Raw genomic sequence first — 14,925 nt, forward strand, 5'->3', positions numbered from 1 at the left:
GCTCTTTTTTCCCATATTCATTCTCAAACAGGTTTTTTAGGTGGATAATCGGATAAAAGCTATGACAACCACTATTGATACAGTCGCCACAACGGTGAGACCAAAATGATCAGAACAGCATTTGACGATAATTCATTTGAAATCCTGGATATGCAGCAGATTGCTAAAAGGACACTTGCTATAAATACAGCAAAGTATATGATACTCTTCCAAATTCTTTTGAAAGATCCGCCCCCTTTTTTTCTTTTCTTTTTTGGTGCACCTGACTTTATTTTTAGGTTTATTTGAATCATTTTGTCTCTCCTTTTCCAATTATGTCATTCAACTATTGATATTGAGTATATTACCACAGTTCTACAAAAATTGCAATATATATTTAGTGTTACAGTAATACATTTTATTGTGTTGAATACTAAAATTAAAATAGTATTTATTAGTGCATGTTAGTTTCTGTGGAAAATCAATGGAAACCCATTTGATGTTTTACTGTTTGTTACTCTCTCCTGCATCTTCGTTTCTGCTGCTGCTCAAGCCGCCTTCTGCCCTTTCAGTATCACAAAACACCGCATCAGACACATTGACAATAATACAGCCTACCGCGGTAATCCGCATACACTGATACGAAGGCCCTTATGGCACCGAGAAATTGTACAAACTTGGGATTGATTAAAATCACAATATCAGTTATACTATTGATGTCAAACTATAAAATAACTTTGTGGTTTGTGGATTGAAAAGACACAATAAAATGTTTGGTGTAACATGAAAAAGGAAAAGGAAGATCTAAAAGATCTTCCTTTTCCTTTTCAACAAAACGCATGCCGTTTCCATGCATCCCGCCGATTCTGGGAACCACTATTCCTGTACCTCTTCCCGTACCATGTACAGAGAAGCTTTGAGCGCCTGCACAATATTGATGATTGCTCTCATCTCCTGTGTGCTGCAGTCGCCAACCAGTTGGGCAAGCTCGTCCTCCAATACATACTTGGTTTCTTCCACGTTCTCACACAACAGCGTGTCCGCCGATATCGCAAGGGCATTTGCGATATTGACAAGCGTCGGGAGGCTTAGTTTTGTCTTACCTCTCTCGATATGCGAGATATTGGTTGTAGATTGTCCGGATAACTCGGCCAGTACCTGTTGGGTTAAATTTTGTCTCTTGCGTTCTCTGCGTACGCGGTGCCCAATGCTGACATAATCAATACTCATATTAACAACCCCCTAGCAATACAATATATTGATATATACGTATTGTATGATCTTGCACAAAATGTTGAAATAGAGTATATATCCTATTCGGATTAAAAATTTAAAAGAACGCGGCTGTTATTTTATAAAAATTGTAAAATGGAATCGTTAAAGCCAGTTTTTTAACACATTGCTATACATTCGGTAAGCACTTGGCAGTGCATACTGATCTTCCAGCTCCTGTTTTGTCACCCAGTTCCCGTGAGGAGTTTCCCTGTCCACCTGAATCAAATATCCCTGCATCTGCCATTCGATATGCGTAAAGATGTGCTTTGCCTTTTTCAGCGGATAAATATGCGTACACGCGGCGCCCTTTTCCATGAGATGCGCGGTGATCTCCTCCTTGTCATACCATCCGTCCAGGCAGTAGAACTCCCACAGCCCCGGCAGCAGTCCCTGATCAGGCCGCTTGGTCAGATAGACCTTGTCGCGGCAAAGCAGGATGCAGACCGTCCGTTCGATCTGTTTGCGCGGCTTTTTCGGGCTTTTCACCGGATAGACCTGCGGTGTTCCCTGCTTCTGTCCCAGACAGTACCCGGCAACCGGACAGCTTTCACACTGCGGCGGGCCGTTCGGCACACAGACCGTCGCGCCCAGCTCCATCAGGGCCTGATTGAAATCCCCGGGCCGCTCTTCGGGCTGTATGTGCAGGACAAGCTCCTGAAACATCCGTTTCACCGCCGGCTGCAGGATATCTTCGTCACAGGCGGTCATCCGCGTCAGGATGCGCAGGACGTTCCCGTCCACCGCCGCCGCTTTTTGGCCGAATGCAATGGATGCCACCGCGCCCGCCGTATACTCCCCGATACCGGGCAGGCTCAGCAGCGCTTCATAGGAATCCGGAAGCTCCCCATGATAGCGTTCCATCACAAGCTTTGCAGCCTTATGCATATTCCTGATCCGGTTATAATAGCCAAGGCCCTCCCAAAGCTTGTGCAGCTGTTCTTCATCCGCCCGCGCCAGCGATGCGATATCCGGCAGGGCCTCCATAAAACGGTCATAGTAGCCCTTTACCGCCTGCACGCGGGTCTGCTGCAGCATGATTTCCGACACCCAGACATGGTACGGCGTCGGCGACGACCGCCAGGGCAGTATCCGCTTGTTTTGGTCATACCACATGAGCAGTTCCCGATGCGCGGTGTACAGCTGCGTTTTCTCCAGCAGCTCCCTGATTTTTGTATCCTGATTGATTTTCATAAAGCAACTCCTGTTTTAATTCTTCCTCTTTATTGTAATACATGCGAAATCAAAAGACAATAGTATTCCTATCGCTTCCATCATTTACAGAAACTATTTTCATCGACAAAAAATACGTCTTTTCATCTCTTAGAAAAGACGTATTTTGTCGTTTCAGCCGATATTAAGCCAGCCCCAAAAGCCGCATGGCGGATGCGAACAGGAAGCAGATCAGGATGCCCATAACGGTCGGGATTGCAAAGGATACCAGCGTCCATTTCCAGCTCTGGGACTCCTTCCGGATGGTCAGGCAGGTGGTGGAGCAGGGCCAGTGCATCAGTGAAAACAGCATCGTGGATACCGCTGTCACCCAGGTCCACCCGTTGCCGACCAGAATATCCTTGAGCTGGGACAGGCTTTGATAGTCGCTCAGGCTTCCGGTCGCCATGTAGGCCATGATCATGATCGGGATGACGATCTCATTGGCCGGGAAGCCCAGGATAAACGCCATGATGATGACGCCGTCCATACCCAGCAGCTTGCCGAATGGGTCGAGGAAGCTCGTGCAGTGCGCCAGGATGCTCATATCGCCGACCTGGATGTTTGCCAGTATCCAGATGATCAGTCCGGCCGGCGCCGCAATCATGACCGCCCTGCCTAGGACGAACAGCGTCCGGTCAACGATCGAGCGGACCAGCACCTTGCCGATCTGCGGTCTCCGGTACGGCGGTAGCTCCAGCGTAAAGGATGACGGTATGCCTTTCAGGATGGTTTTGGACAGCAGCTTCGAAACCAGGAAGGTCATCACCACGCCCAGCACGATGACGCCGGTCAGCAGCAGCGTTGACAGCGCCGACTGGAATACCCCTGCGGCGGCCCCGATAAAGAACATCGATATGATTGCAATGAGGGTCGGGAACCGTCCGTTGCAGGGAACAAAGTTGTTGGTGATCATGGCAATGAGCCGTTCACGCGGTGAATCGATGATGCGGCAGCCGACGATGCCCGCCGCGTTGCAGCCAAAACCCATGCACATAGTCAACGCCTGTTTGCCGCAGGCACAGGCCTTCTTGAAATATTTATCCAGATTGAACGCCACGCGCGGCAGGTAACCCAGATCCTCCAGCAGTGTGAACAGCGGGAAGAAAATCGCCATTGGCGGCAGCATCACCGCGACGACCCAGGCCAGCACGCGGTAGATGCCCAGCACCAGCATATCGTGCAGCCAGACCGGCGCGCCGATCCACATGAAGAACTCGCTCAGCCGGTCCTCCACCCAGAACAGCCCGTCGGACAGCAGCTGTGACGGATAGTTCGCGCCGGTGATGGTGATCCAGAAGATGACGGCAAGCATCAGCAGCATCACCGGAATTCCGGTCCATTTGCTGGTCAGGATCTTGTCGATTTTGCGGTCCCGGGCGTTGTAGTTGCATCTATCGAAGAAGACGCTGTCCAGGCAGATGCCCTCCGCCGACAGCACGATGCAGGAAACGATGTTGTCCTGCAGCTTCTCAAGCTCGATGCCGTCCTCTTCCAGGGAGTTCCGCGCCTGCTCGATGCCTTCGGCGATCTGAGGCAGTTCGGCCAGCTCGTAGCCGAGCTGCTCGTGCAGCGTGTGCATCAGCGTCTCGTCGCGGTCGATCAGCTTCAGGGTAATCCACCTGCTGTCGAGCGCGCCTTCGAGCTGCTCCTCCACGAGCGGCTGCAGGATCCCGATGGCCTTTTCAATCGGGGCCGTATACTTGATCCTGAACGGATGCCGCTCCTCTTTGTTTTCAATCACCTCGAGCAGACGGTCCATCATGCCGTCCAAACCCTTGCCGCTTCGTGCGCTGACGCCGACGACCGGTACGCCCAGGTTCTGTTCGAGCTGGTCGAAATCGATCCGGATTTTTTTCTTCTTCGCCTCGTCCATCAGGTTGACACAGACGACGACATTGTCGGTGATCTCCAGCGTCTGTAGCACCAGGTTCATGTTGCGCTCCAGACAGGTTGCGTCACAGACGACAATCACGGCTTCCGGGCCGCCGAAGCAGATGAAGTCCCGGGCGACCTCCTCCTCCGCGGAGTGCGCCATCAGGGAATATGTACCCGGAATGTCCACCATGATAAATCCGGTATCCTTGTACCGGCATTTGCCCTGCGCATTGGTAACCGTTTTGCCCGGCCAGTTTCCGGTATGCTGGTTAAGCCCGGTCAGTTCGTTGAACACGGTGCTCTTGCCGACATTCGGATTTCCGGCCAGCGCGACGATCCGCTCGTTTTCATCCTCTTTGACAATATGAAGTCCATTATCCACCGCTTTGATGCCTGTGGAATGTGAAGTGAGTCCCATCGGTTATCTCAGCCCTTACGTAATGGATTCTTTTTTGCACATCCCCAAATGGGAGTTAGCATTCCACCAAGATGTTCGAAGAGTCCTCCGAACGCAGCGCAATGACCGCACCGCGGATTAAAAATGCGATGGGATCGCCGGCCGGGCTCTTCTGCAGGCATTCCACCTGTGTGCCTTCGATCAGGCCGATGTCCTGCAGTCTTCTGCGCATACTGCCGGATGACAGCAAATTGGTGACCTTTGCGGTTTTTCCTTCAGAAAGATGATCTAAAGTAAGTGTATTTTCATTCATAATCGTGCGCTCCCCATAATAAGTATTGGTAACAGGAAATTTTGTTTCCTACCACCAACATATGCACCAAGGAAACTTTCGGTGCATCGCAGGAGGTGATTCTGACGGAAGAAAACAAGGCCGATGGATTCCATACCCCCAGAGGTTACCGCACACTGCAGCACCGGCAGGTCACCGAATCGATGGAGGATTACATGGAGATGATCTGCCGCTATGCGCTGCTGGACGGTTTTGTGCGCATCAGCACGCTGGCGGATAAGCTCAACGTCAAGCCGTCCTCCGCCTCCAAGATGGTCAAAATTCTCAAAGAGATGGAGCTGGTCGATTTTGAACGGTACGGCTTCGTCAAACCGAGTCAGAAGGGCTGGACACTGGGCAATTACCTGCTGTACCGGCATGAAATCCTGCACCGTTTTTTCTGTATGATCAACGAGTCCACCAATGAACTCGAACAGACCGAACAGGTGGAACACTATATCAATGAAACAACGGTCCGCAACATCGAACGCTTTCTTTCCGCCATGGAACCCTGAGGCGTCCTTTGCCCGACGATATTTTCCATGACCGATCTCCTTTCCTTATATACATGAAAACACGGCGTCAACATGCAGTTTTGACGCCGTGTTTTCTCATTTACCAGCTTTCAAAAGCCCAAATTTTCCTGAGCGGATGATTCCATGCTGTTAAGGCTGCCGTTCCGTGTGCCAATATCAAAGGAATCGTGAGGATGAAATAAGTTCACCGCACCACCAGAGCGGTACAACAACCACCTGCCAAGTACATCTTCATAGTCGAAGGCAGAGCGCGCATCATTTTACAGACAAGCTGAAACTGTCCCGGCCATCGGCGGCCGGGACAGTTTTATGATCATGACAGATTTTTATTCCGCTGCTGTTCCCGCAGCTCACGCAGTATGGCAAGCTGGCTTTCGAGATCCGACTGATTCTCCTCTTCGCTTTTGGTCGGATCGCTGACGGCAGTATAGCGTTCGCAGGGCAGCTGTTCACATTGTCCGCAGTGTTTGAACTTCCTTTCCTGGGTACAGCAGGCGTAGATATCGCAAACCTCCCCGCCGGTGTATTCCAGCCAGAACACGTTTCCCTGTATCTCCGGACAGCCTGCGCACTCTTTGGGATAATACGGGCAGTCCGAACAGACGACACCGCAGCAGCTGTATATTTTCTCCATGCAGTATCCTCCTTTTTCATGCCGATGCAATGCTCAGCGCATCATACCGCTCGGATGCCATTCGAACAGCCAGTGAACATACATGGAACTGCCGGGCAAAACAAACGCTCACGAAACGCGCTTCTCCACCGCAAACACCAAATCCACGGAAGGTTTTTTCCCGATGCTCTTTACGGTATGATATTCATATTCCATATTTTCAGCCCGATATCCGCTGAGCGGCAGCCACTTTGTGTAAAAATACCGCTTTGCCGCCCTTACGGCCATTCCCCAGAACGCCTTGTGCTTCGGCCTGATTGTCATAACCGTATACCCGCCTTCCGGCAGGATAAGCTTCTCCAACGCATCCTTCCGCGCAAGACCTCCCATGTACAGCCCGGCGTCACCGGAGCGCGCATCATAATTTCTGGAGAGTACGAAAAAAGGCAGAATTTCTGTGTCCTTTGTATTCGTTTTCAGATGATACACAGCCGCCAGTTCTGAAATATCGCGGGATATGGTTCTATCGTTTGATCTTCCCCACAGCCCGAACAATGTGATCTCTTCAAATCGCTCCAGCCGCACTTCAGGTTTTGCCATCATACACCTCCGCAAATTTCATCATTCGGTTGACTCACTGTACGCTCTGTTTATCTGCACCAACAATGCAATCCGGACATTCTGTTAAAAGATGAGGCATCCATACACATACGAAGTCGGAGGAAAGCCCTTTGCCTCACCGGCGCCGGCCCTTTATGCGTCCTTATCCGGCTCAAACACCAGCTTTTCGAAATCTTTGACCGGCATCGGGCGTACAAAGTAGAAGCCCTGCGTGACGTCGCAGCCGATCCGGCGCAGAAATTCCACCTGATCCGGAGTTTCGACGCCTTCGGCCACCGTTCGGATCTGCAGGTCCCTGGCCATGGAGACGACGCTCTTCACAATCTTCTGGGAACGGACCGTATTGGATGTCTCCCCAAAAAACGCGCAGTCCAGCTTCAGCTCATCCACCGAAATATCTTTGAGCAGGTTCAGCGAGGAATAACCGGTTCCAAAGTCGTCCATCGAGAGATGGAATCCAATTTGATGAAGCTGCTCGGTGATATCTATGAGTACCTCGGCGTTCTCCATCACGACGCTTTCGGTCAGTTCCAATTCAATCATCTGCGGCGGGATATCGTATCTGCTGATCGTTTCCTGCAGCATCCGGATATAATCGGCCTGATACAGATGCAGCCGGGACTGATTGATTGAAATCGTCGGGATGCGGTATCCCCTGTCGAGCCACTCGCGGATCTTTCGGCAGACACAGTCAAGCACATACATGTCCAGCTTGACGACAAACCCGTTCTTCTCAAAGAGCGGAATGAATTCGGACGGCGGGATCATGCCCCGCTCAGGATGATCCCAGCGCACCAACGCCTCTGCGCCCGAAACACGCATCTCCTTTAAATGGTACTGCGGCTGCAGATAGACGACAAACTGGCCGCGTTCCAGCGCGCGCTGCATCTCTCCCTCGATCTGCTTCTCCCGCTGAATCCGTCCATGCGTGTTCTCGTTGTAGAAGGCATACCATTCCTGTCCCTGCTCCTTGACTACCTGCAGCGCGATCCTCGCACGGTTGCAGATGATCTCCATGTCACGGTCGGTCTCCTGCAGCACATAGATGCCCAGATGGAACTGGATGCCGTACCGCATCGAGGATTTCATATGCAGGATCAGGCGGTTCAGCCGGTCGATCAGCTGCTCCTTGGACGGACATTCCATCAGAAGATAGTATTCATCCCCGAACGAACGCGCAAACAGCTCCCGGTCGCCCATCTCGCCCTTCAGGACATGGGAGATGTAGCTGAGCAGCCGGTCCCCCTCATCATATCCAAAGAGGTCGTTGATCATTTTAAAGCGGTCGATATCCAGCATCACCACCGCATAACGGCCGCGATGCTTCATCAGCAGCCTTTCGGCGTCGAGATGGAACCGATTGGCGTTCCTGCCGCCGGTCAGCGGGTCGGTATAGGCAAGCCGCTCCAAAGCTTTCCGGCTCTTGTACTGCTTCCAGATATACAGCAGCAGCAAGGCCGCCAACAGCAGCTCGATGCAGACGCACAGGACCACTGTCAGCTTGATCAGATAGGTCGAATTGGCGGATACCGTCTCGTTTGGGATGATCGAGAGTACACTCCAGTTGTTGACGCCGATTGGGGCATACCCTACCCAGATCGTGCGTCCGGCGAGCAAACATTGGATGACGCCGCCGTGCCCTGCTTCCAGGTCCGCGAGCATCCTGATCCGGTCGTCGGGGTCCGGGTAGGCAAGCTCGCCGGCCAACATCCCCTCGCCCGGTCCCATCACCGATTCACCCTGCCGGTCCACCACCTGCACATATCCGTTTCCGCCAAAGGAGTAGACGCTGAACATCTCCTGAAACTCCCCATTGGCGTTGGTCGCAAACAGCACGCCCGCGACATCGCCTTCATGGTATACCGGCACGGCATAGACATTGATCAGCCCTTCGGATACCTCGTCCCGAAAGGCGTCGGACGCATTCGGTTCGCCGTTCATCGCCTTGCGGAAGTATTCGCGGCTCTCAAAGGATATCTGGTGCCCGTCGGTCGTATAGGCCGTTCCATCCGGCAGGATAAAGCCCATGCGCTTAAAGTCGTTCTTTTCGTCCTGCTGGCGCAGAATGCGCATGGTTTCATCCAGGTCAAAGGATTCCTGTCCGCCGACCACGGTCGCAATCGCCTCCAGGGTGTTCAAATCCCCGGTGAGCTTCTTATTCAGCACCTCGGAGATCTGACTGGCAATTTCCGTCAGATAGGTTTTGGTCTCTTTCTGCAGGCTGTCGTTCACCAGGTTCAGGTAGGAAACCAGCAGGACTGTCGCCAGCAGCAGCACGGTGATGAGAAGGATCAGCGCCTTTAAAAGCGGCTTCCCTTTTCCACGCTTCATCGGTGTCTTCCTTTCCACACGTCTTATGTGTATCTGCCCATATTCAAAAAAAGGTGCATACCGTACGATATGCACCAGATGTTCGATTTACCGTTCAGCGATCGGGACATACGGCCGCCGCTTCTGAACATTCTTATAAGCCGGCCGGATAATCTTGCCCGCATTGATCAGCTCCTCGATGCGGTGCGCGCTCCAGCCCGCTATACGCGCGATTGCAAAGATCGGCGTGTACAGCTCATGCGGCAGGTTCAGCATGCTGTAAACGAAGCCGCTGTAGAAGTCCACATTGGCGCTGACGCCCTTGTAGATTCTGCGTTCCTGTGCAATGACCTGCGGCGCGAGCTTCTCCACCAGCGAGTAGAGCTGGAATTCCTTGGTGAGCCCCTTCTCTTCGGACAGGCTCTTGACAAAGCTCTTGAAGACATTCGCCCTCGGGTCGGAAAGCGAATAGACGGCATGTCCCATACCATAGATCAGGCCGGCATGGTCGAAGGCTTCCTTGCGCAGCAGCCTGGTCAGGTAATCGGTCACCTGCTCCTCGTCGGTCCAGTCGGTCAGGTTTTCCTTCATATCGTCGAACATCTGGACCACCTTGATGTTCGCACCGCCGTGCTTCGGTCCCTTCAGCGAACCAAGCGAAGAGGCAATGACCGAATATGTATCCGTTCCGGAGGAGGACACGACATGGGTCGTAAAGGTCGAGTTGTTGCCGCCGCCATGCTCGGCGTGCAGCACCAGCGCGACATCCAGAATCCGCGCTTCCAGCTCGGTGTACCTGCTGTCCGGCCGCAGGGTGTGCAGGATGTTTTCCGCGGTGGAAAGGCCCGGCTGCGGCGCATGGATGAACAGGCTCTGCCCGTCGTGGTAGTGCGCGTAGGCCTGGTAGCCGTAAACCGACAGCATCGGAAACAGCGCGATGAGCTGCAGGCACTGCCGCAGCACATTCGGGATCGAAATGTCGTTGGCCTTGTCGTCATAGGAATACAGCGTCAGCACGCTGCGCGCGAGCGTGTTCATCATATCCGGGCTTGGCGCCTTCATGATGATGTCGCGCACAAAGGAGGTCGGCAGGGTGCGGTAATGCGCAAGCAGCCCGCTGAAATGGTCCAGCTCCTCCCGGTTTGGGAGCTTTCCAAACAGAAGCAGGTATACGGTCTCTTCAAAACCGAAACGTTTTTCTTTAATAAATCCGCCGACAATGTCCTCGATGTCCACGCCGCGGTAATAGAGCTTTCCTTCGCAGGGAATCATCTCGCTGTCCTCGATGATATAGGAATGGATCTCGGAAATTTCAGTCAGGCCGGCCAGGACTCCCTTGCCGTTGATGTCGCGGAGCCCTCTTTTCACTTCGTATTTGCTGTAGAGCTCCGGATTGATCGAACCGTTCTGCACGCACTGTTCGGCCAGCGCAATGACATCCGGAGTGATATCCGAAAACTGATTGTGAGACATGTGCAACACTCCTTTTCAAAAGTACTTGTGATAGCAACCCTTCCAAACGGAAAAACCTCTATGATAACTCCCGTCATGAAAAACCACAAAAATAAGTGATATATATTGTATTATATCATGAAAAACAGACCATTACAATTCATCGAAAACACAATTCGCAGATGATTTTGTAATAAAATCATGAACGCATCTCGTGTTTTTCATGAATGGCGCCATGTTTACCAAGCTTTCTCGGATGATACCGTTTGTACTACAGGACATTTTCGATCCATGCCAGCACATCTGCATAGACCTCCTTGCAGTTTGTTTCATTCAGAATCTCATGCCGCGCGCCGGGGTACAGCTTGAGGCGCACGTCGTCAAGGCCCGCTTTCTGCAGCCGTTCATACACCTTTCTCACACCCCGGCCATAGTCGCCAACCGGATCCATGTCCCCGCTCAGCAGGAGAACCGGCAGATCTTTGGGAATCGCATACGCCCATCTGCGCCGCGAGACGAATTTCAGCAGCGTAAACAGGTCCCGAAAGCCGCTGGCTGTGAACACAAAGTTGCAGTAGGGATCGTGCATATAACGGTGCACGATGCTTTCATCCCTTGTCAGCCAGTCAAAATCGGTTTTGGCATCCTCATACCGTTTGTTGTACTGGCCGAAAGCGAGATCTTGCAGCTTGGCGCTGCGGTAGAACGGTCCCTTGCTGCGCATGATGCGGCCGGTCAGCGCAATCCCGAGGCCGCCGAGCTTCTCCCCGCCGCTCGTGCCGCAGATCAGCGCGCCGTCGAGCTGGGAGGCGTACTTCGTCAGGTACGCGCGCGCGATGAAGGAACCCATGCTGTGGCCGAACAGAAAGTACGGCAGGCCGGCATAGTGCGCCTTGATGGTCTGTGTCAGCCGGTATTGATCCTCGACCAGGCACTTCCATCCATCCTTTTCGGCAAAATAGCCGAGGTTCTCCAGAGACCCGGCCGACTTCCCATGTCCAAGATGGTCGCTTCCACACAGCAGGACGCCGTTTCGGGTCAAAAAAGAGGCGAACGGCTCGTACCGTTCCAGGTATTCGCACATGCCGTGCGAAAGCTGCAGAACCGCGCGCGGTTCCTGCACCGGCGTGTAGACATAGTAATGAATTTTATGTGTGCCGTTGCTGCTGTCGAACTGCCCTGTTTTCTTGATGTAATGCATGTTATCGCCCGCTTTCTATTTATCATATCGCAGCCTGCCGCAAAGAAGGCTGCGGTACGTAATATTCATGATCCAAGGGTTTCCGCCGCATATTGCTATATAAAAACGGTGCGGCCATTCCTGTCCATCTCCTTGCAGAACGGGGACTGCTCTTGTACCTCTCATCGGATTAAGGACTTCTTTCGCGTCATTCATTGAAAAATGGGGGTTGCTTTGGCACCTCTCATTCAAAGATGGGAACTTCTTTTACATCTCTCACGGATAATGAGGTTGCTCTGGCACTTCTCATTAAAGGATGGGAACCTCTTTTACATCTTTTATTGGAAAACGGGAACTGTTCCTGCACCTCTAATCGGGAAATAAGAACTTCCTTTATATCTTTCATGGAAAAAGAGGGCTGTTCTTGCACCTCCCACTGTAAAACGGAAACCACTCCTGCACTTCTAATTGGAAAATGGGAACTCCAAAAAGGATGGTTCCAGCCTCATCCCCGATGGTTATAATAGAAGACCGCCAGCTGGGTACGGTCGCGAAGCTCCAGCTTGTCCAGCACCGTGCTGATGTAGTTGCGCACCGTCCCCTCGCTCAGGAACAGCTTTTCGGCAATCTCCCTGTTGGACAGCCCCTGCGCCACCAACTCGATGACCTCCTGTTCCCGTTCGGTGACACCGCGTTCCCTGTAGTCCGGCCGGGAGGACGACGCCATCAGCTGCGGCAGCTTGGTGACAATCTCATCTCCAAAGACGCTCTGGCCGAGCTCCACCGCCTTGATGGCTGGAACGATGCGTTCAAATTTCTGTTTGAGCAGGTAGCCCTTCGCACCGATCTTCAGCGCTTTGACGATGTAATCGTCGTCAAAGAAGGTGGTCAGAAACAGAATTCGCGCATCGGGATAGGAGGACAAAATCTGTTCGGCGGCGTCGATGCCGGTCATGTCCTGCATGCGGATGTCCATCAAAAGCAGATCCGGCCGGTGCTGCTCATACAGCCGCACCGCTTCGCCGCCGCTGTATCCCACCGCGGCGATCTCGATCTCCTCATCCATCTCCAGAATCGTGCGCAGCGACATGCACACCAGCTTATCATCGTCCACAATGATGACCTTCATAGTCTTCCTCCCATATATCAAAAGATTACAGCTCCTGTTTTGGAATCGAAATAAAAATGCGGAACCCCTTCTCTGCATCGATGCTGCACACCCCGTGCAGCGCTTTGACGCGGTCAAGCATCCCCTTGACACCCATGCCGTCCGAGCCGCCCATCCGGATATGGGTGCCGTTGTCCCAGATGACCAGCTGATAAAACGCCGGATGCTCATCCATAAAAACCTGTACTCTGGAAGCGTTCGAGTGCTTGATGACATTGGCCAGCGCCTCTTTCAAAACCGATAGGAAGCAGTGCTTGAGCTTCTTGGGCGGCTCCCGCTCGATGTTGTATTTCAGACGCGCTTCGCAGAAGGTAAACGCGCTGACGAGGCCGTTCGCTTCGGTGAACAGGTCAGCCGAATCATCGTGCAGATCGTGCACACTGCTGCGGATGCTGTCCATCCCCTGCGACAGCGTGTCCTTCAAAAGGCTCAGGTTCTCCGCCATCCGTTCATCCTTGTTGACCGCCATCAGCGCGCCGATCTGGAGGATGGAGCTGGAAAGCAGATGGCCGACGTTGTCGTGAATCTCCCGCGCGATGCGGTTGCGTTCGCGCAGTGTCGCCAGACTGACCTCATAATCCTGCTTTTCAAGGAATTCCTGGCTGACCCGCTGAATCCGGATGTTGGTCAGCGCGGCTTCATCCTGCAGCTGCGCGTAGTCCTGCTGGAGCGCCCGCAGGCGGGTTGTGTGATGCTTGAGCAGCAGGCTGGCCAGCAGGAACACCAGCATCATCACCGTGCCGGCGGGCTCAACACGCACGCCGTTCAGAATCGGAACCGCCGAAAGCGCGACAAGCATCTTCAAATCTTCAAAAAAGACGTCATAAAAGACCAGCGGCAGGAACAGCAGCAGATACGGCTGCGCCAGACAGCCGACCAGATAGGCAAGCGCGCTGACCATATGAAACATCCGCCGGTCGAAGCAGCTGTTCAGCGCGCTCAGCGAAATGGCCGCAAGCGCGAAGATGACCGACCAGACCGATACCGCATCCAGAGCGACCAGGATCAGGCTTCCCAGCAGCAGAACAAATTTATCAATCAGCGCACCCATTCTTCATGCCTCCCATTCCAATCGGCGGCACTGTTAAGTTAATATATGAAAAAGTTCCGAAGAAGCGCTTGTTTCATAAAATTTCAGTCTTCTTGGCTCCACGCCTACGGCGGGGAGAAAGCCTCTATATGTTAACTTAACAAAGCCTAACCGGTCATTGTAATAGAATTGTATCATCATTCCCAGCTTTGTACAAGTCCAAAATCATTCCTGTAAGCACAAAATGGCTGTGGCTTTTTGTCGGATTTCATATTATAATAGAGTAAGATTCCAATGGAGAACCAATCCATACCACAAGGGAGACAGCTTATGAACAATTTATGCACGGTTCTATCCGTGAGCGATATCCATGCATCCAGAAAATTTTACGAGGATCTATTCGGCCTTACGCTGTATCAGGATTACGGCATCAACATTGTTTTCAGCGCGGCCTTTCGCTGCAGCAGGAGTTCGACTGGCTGGTAAACCTGCCGAAGGACCGCATCCTGCACAAGCCCAACAACATGGAGCTCTGCTTCGAGGAAGAGCATTTCGATGATTTTTTACAGAAGCTGAACGCCTATCCCAACATCGAGTATCTGGGAGATGTCGTGGAACACAGCTGGGGACAGCGCGTTGTGCGGTTCTATGATTTGGACGGGCACATCATCGAGGTCGGCGAATCGATGAAGATGGTGATCCGCCGCTTCCTCGATTCCGGCATGACCATGGAAGAGGTCTCAAAAAAGATGGATGCTTCCATCGAGGATTTGGAGAAGCTTCTGAACGGCTGATCCCATTCCCCGGCACGGTGGAACGATTCGACAATATTTATCGCAGCTTCCGGGATTCAAAGACGATGCGCTTCGATCATAAGTCTTTCAGGATTTGAAGGCGAAGCACTTTGGAAACGCACATCGCATCTTTCGGAATTCAAAGCTGGTGC

General features: G+C 52.5%; 12 protein-coding genes and 1 pseudogene. 2 read left to right on the plus strand and 11 right to left on the minus strand.

Features of this window, described 5'->3' with window-relative positions; translation table 11 throughout:
• Positions 1 to 855 precede the first annotated feature (855 nt).
• The 4 genes from BN348_RS11765 to BN348_RS11780 form a co-directional block, all read right to left on the minus strand.
• Positions 856 to 1,209 (minus strand): helix-turn-helix domain-containing protein, encoded by a 354-nt coding sequence (locus tag BN348_RS11765; RefSeq protein ID WP_040198230.1) that lies wholly within the window; start codon positions 1,207 to 1,209, stop codon positions 856 to 858.
• Between the two features lie 147 nt (positions 1,210 to 1,356).
• Positions 1,357 to 2,445, minus strand: coding sequence for an A/G-specific adenine glycosylase (gene mutY, locus BN348_RS11770; protein ID WP_040198231.1), 1,089 nt, complete (start codon positions 2,443 to 2,445; stop codon positions 1,357 to 1,359).
• 163 nt (positions 2,446 to 2,608) lie between these two features.
• Positions 2,609 to 4,759: a ferrous iron transport protein B gene (gene feoB / locus BN348_RS11775; protein ID WP_040198232.1), complete on the minus strand. Its 2,151-nt coding sequence runs from the start codon at positions 4,757 to 4,759 to the stop codon at positions 2,609 to 2,611.
• A gap of 55 nt (positions 4,760 to 4,814) precedes the next feature.
• Positions 4,815 to 5,051, minus strand: a complete 237-nt coding sequence (locus tag BN348_RS11780; protein WP_040198233.1) for a FeoA family protein — start codon at positions 5,049 to 5,051, stop codon at positions 4,815 to 4,817.
• Positions 5,052 to 5,146: 95 nt separating this feature from the next.
• Here BN348_RS11780 and BN348_RS11785 point away from each other — a divergent pair, with 95 nt between their 5' ends.
• Positions 5,147 to 5,584, plus strand: coding sequence for a metal-dependent transcriptional regulator (locus tag BN348_RS11785; protein ID WP_320408686.1), 438 nt, complete (start codon positions 5,147 to 5,149; stop codon positions 5,582 to 5,584).
• Between the two features lie 334 nt (positions 5,585 to 5,918).
• On the opposite strand, the gene BN348_RS11790 is transcribed toward BN348_RS11785, so the two are convergent.
• The 7 genes from BN348_RS11790 to BN348_RS13355 form a co-directional block, all read right to left on the minus strand.
• On the minus strand, positions 5,919 to 6,239 hold the full coding sequence (locus tag BN348_RS11790) for a DUF3795 domain-containing protein (RefSeq protein WP_040198234.1): 321 nt from the start codon (positions 6,237 to 6,239) through the stop codon (positions 5,919 to 5,921).
• A gap of 108 nt (positions 6,240 to 6,347) precedes the next feature.
• Entirely contained in the window at positions 6,348 to 6,818 is a 471-nt protein-coding gene (locus tag BN348_RS11795; protein ID WP_040198235.1) for a hypothetical protein, read from the minus strand.
• Positions 6,819 to 6,971: 153 nt separating this feature from the next.
• Positions 6,972 to 9,170 carry a bifunctional diguanylate cyclase/phosphodiesterase gene (locus tag BN348_RS11800; RefSeq protein WP_040198236.1) on the minus strand — a complete coding sequence of 733 codons (2,199 nt, stop codon included), beginning with the start codon at positions 9,168 to 9,170 and terminating at the stop codon, positions 6,972 to 6,974.
• A gap of 87 nt (positions 9,171 to 9,257) precedes the next feature.
• The gene (locus BN348_RS11805) at positions 9,258 to 10,622 is read right to left on the minus strand and encodes a citrate/2-methylcitrate synthase (protein ID WP_040198237.1); all 1,365 of its coding nucleotides are present in this window, start codon (positions 10,620 to 10,622) and stop codon (positions 9,258 to 9,260) included.
• Positions 10,623 to 10,872: 250 nt separating this feature from the next.
• Positions 10,873 to 11,802 (minus strand): alpha/beta fold hydrolase, encoded by a 930-nt coding sequence (locus BN348_RS11810; RefSeq protein ID WP_040198238.1) that lies wholly within the window; start codon positions 11,800 to 11,802, stop codon positions 10,873 to 10,875.
• Between the two features lie 484 nt (positions 11,803 to 12,286).
• Entirely contained in the window at positions 12,287 to 12,910 is a 624-nt protein-coding gene (locus BN348_RS11815) for a response regulator (protein WP_040198239.1), read from the minus strand.
• A gap of 25 nt (positions 12,911 to 12,935) precedes the next feature.
• The gene (locus BN348_RS13355) at positions 12,936 to 14,000 is read right to left on the minus strand and encodes a sensor histidine kinase (RefSeq protein WP_040198240.1); all 1,065 of its coding nucleotides are present in this window, start codon (positions 13,998 to 14,000) and stop codon (positions 12,936 to 12,938) included.
• A 309-nt stretch (positions 14,001 to 14,309) separates the two neighbouring features.
• Here BN348_RS13355 and BN348_RS11825 point away from each other — a divergent pair.
• A pseudogene (locus BN348_RS11825) lies at positions 14,310 to 14,773 on the plus strand (VOC family protein).
• The last annotated feature ends 152 nt before the right edge of the window (positions 14,774 to 14,925 follow it).

It is taken from the genome of Candidatus Soleaferrea massiliensis AP7, from assembly GCF_000820765.1.
In the GTDB taxonomy this organism is placed as follows: domain Bacteria; phylum Bacillota; class Clostridia; order Oscillospirales; family Ruminococcaceae; genus Soleaferrea; species Soleaferrea massiliensis.

Coding starts and splice junctions, on each gene's coding strand:
- BN348_RS11765 (WP_040198230.1), bottom strand. CDS start 1,209: ATGAGTATTGATTATGTCAGCATTGGGCACCGCGTACGCAGAGAACGC.
- mutY (WP_040198231.1), bottom strand. CDS start 2,445: ATGAAAATCAATCAGGATACAAAAATCAGGGAGCTGCTGGAGAAAACG.
- feoB (WP_040198232.1), bottom strand. CDS start 4,759: ATGGGACTCACTTCACATTCCACAGGCATCAAAGCGGTGGATAATGGA.
- BN348_RS11780 (WP_040198233.1), bottom strand. CDS start 5,051: ATGAATGAAAATACACTTACTTTAGATCATCTTTCTGAAGGAAAAACC.
- BN348_RS11790 (WP_040198234.1), bottom strand. CDS start 6,239: ATGGAGAAAATATACAGCTGCTGCGGTGTCGTCTGTTCGGACTGCCCG.
- BN348_RS11795 (WP_040198235.1), bottom strand. CDS start 6,818: ATGGCAAAACCTGAAGTGCGGCTGGAGCGATTTGAAGAGATCACATTG.
- BN348_RS11800 (WP_040198236.1), bottom strand. CDS start 9,170: ATGAAGCGTGGAAAAGGGAAGCCGCTTTTAAAGGCGCTGATCCTTCTC.
- BN348_RS11805 (WP_040198237.1), bottom strand. CDS start 10,622: ATGTCTCACAATCAGTTTTCGGATATCACTCCGGATGTCATTGCGCTG.
- BN348_RS11810 (WP_040198238.1), bottom strand. CDS start 11,802: ATGCATTACATCAAGAAAACAGGGCAGTTCGACAGCAGCAACGGCACA.
- BN348_RS11815 (WP_040198239.1), bottom strand. CDS start 12,910: ATGAAGGTCATCATTGTGGACGATGATAAGCTGGTGTGCATGTCGCTG.
- BN348_RS13355 (WP_040198240.1), bottom strand. CDS start 14,000: ATGGGTGCGCTGATTGATAAATTTGTTCTGCTGCTGGGAAGCCTGATC.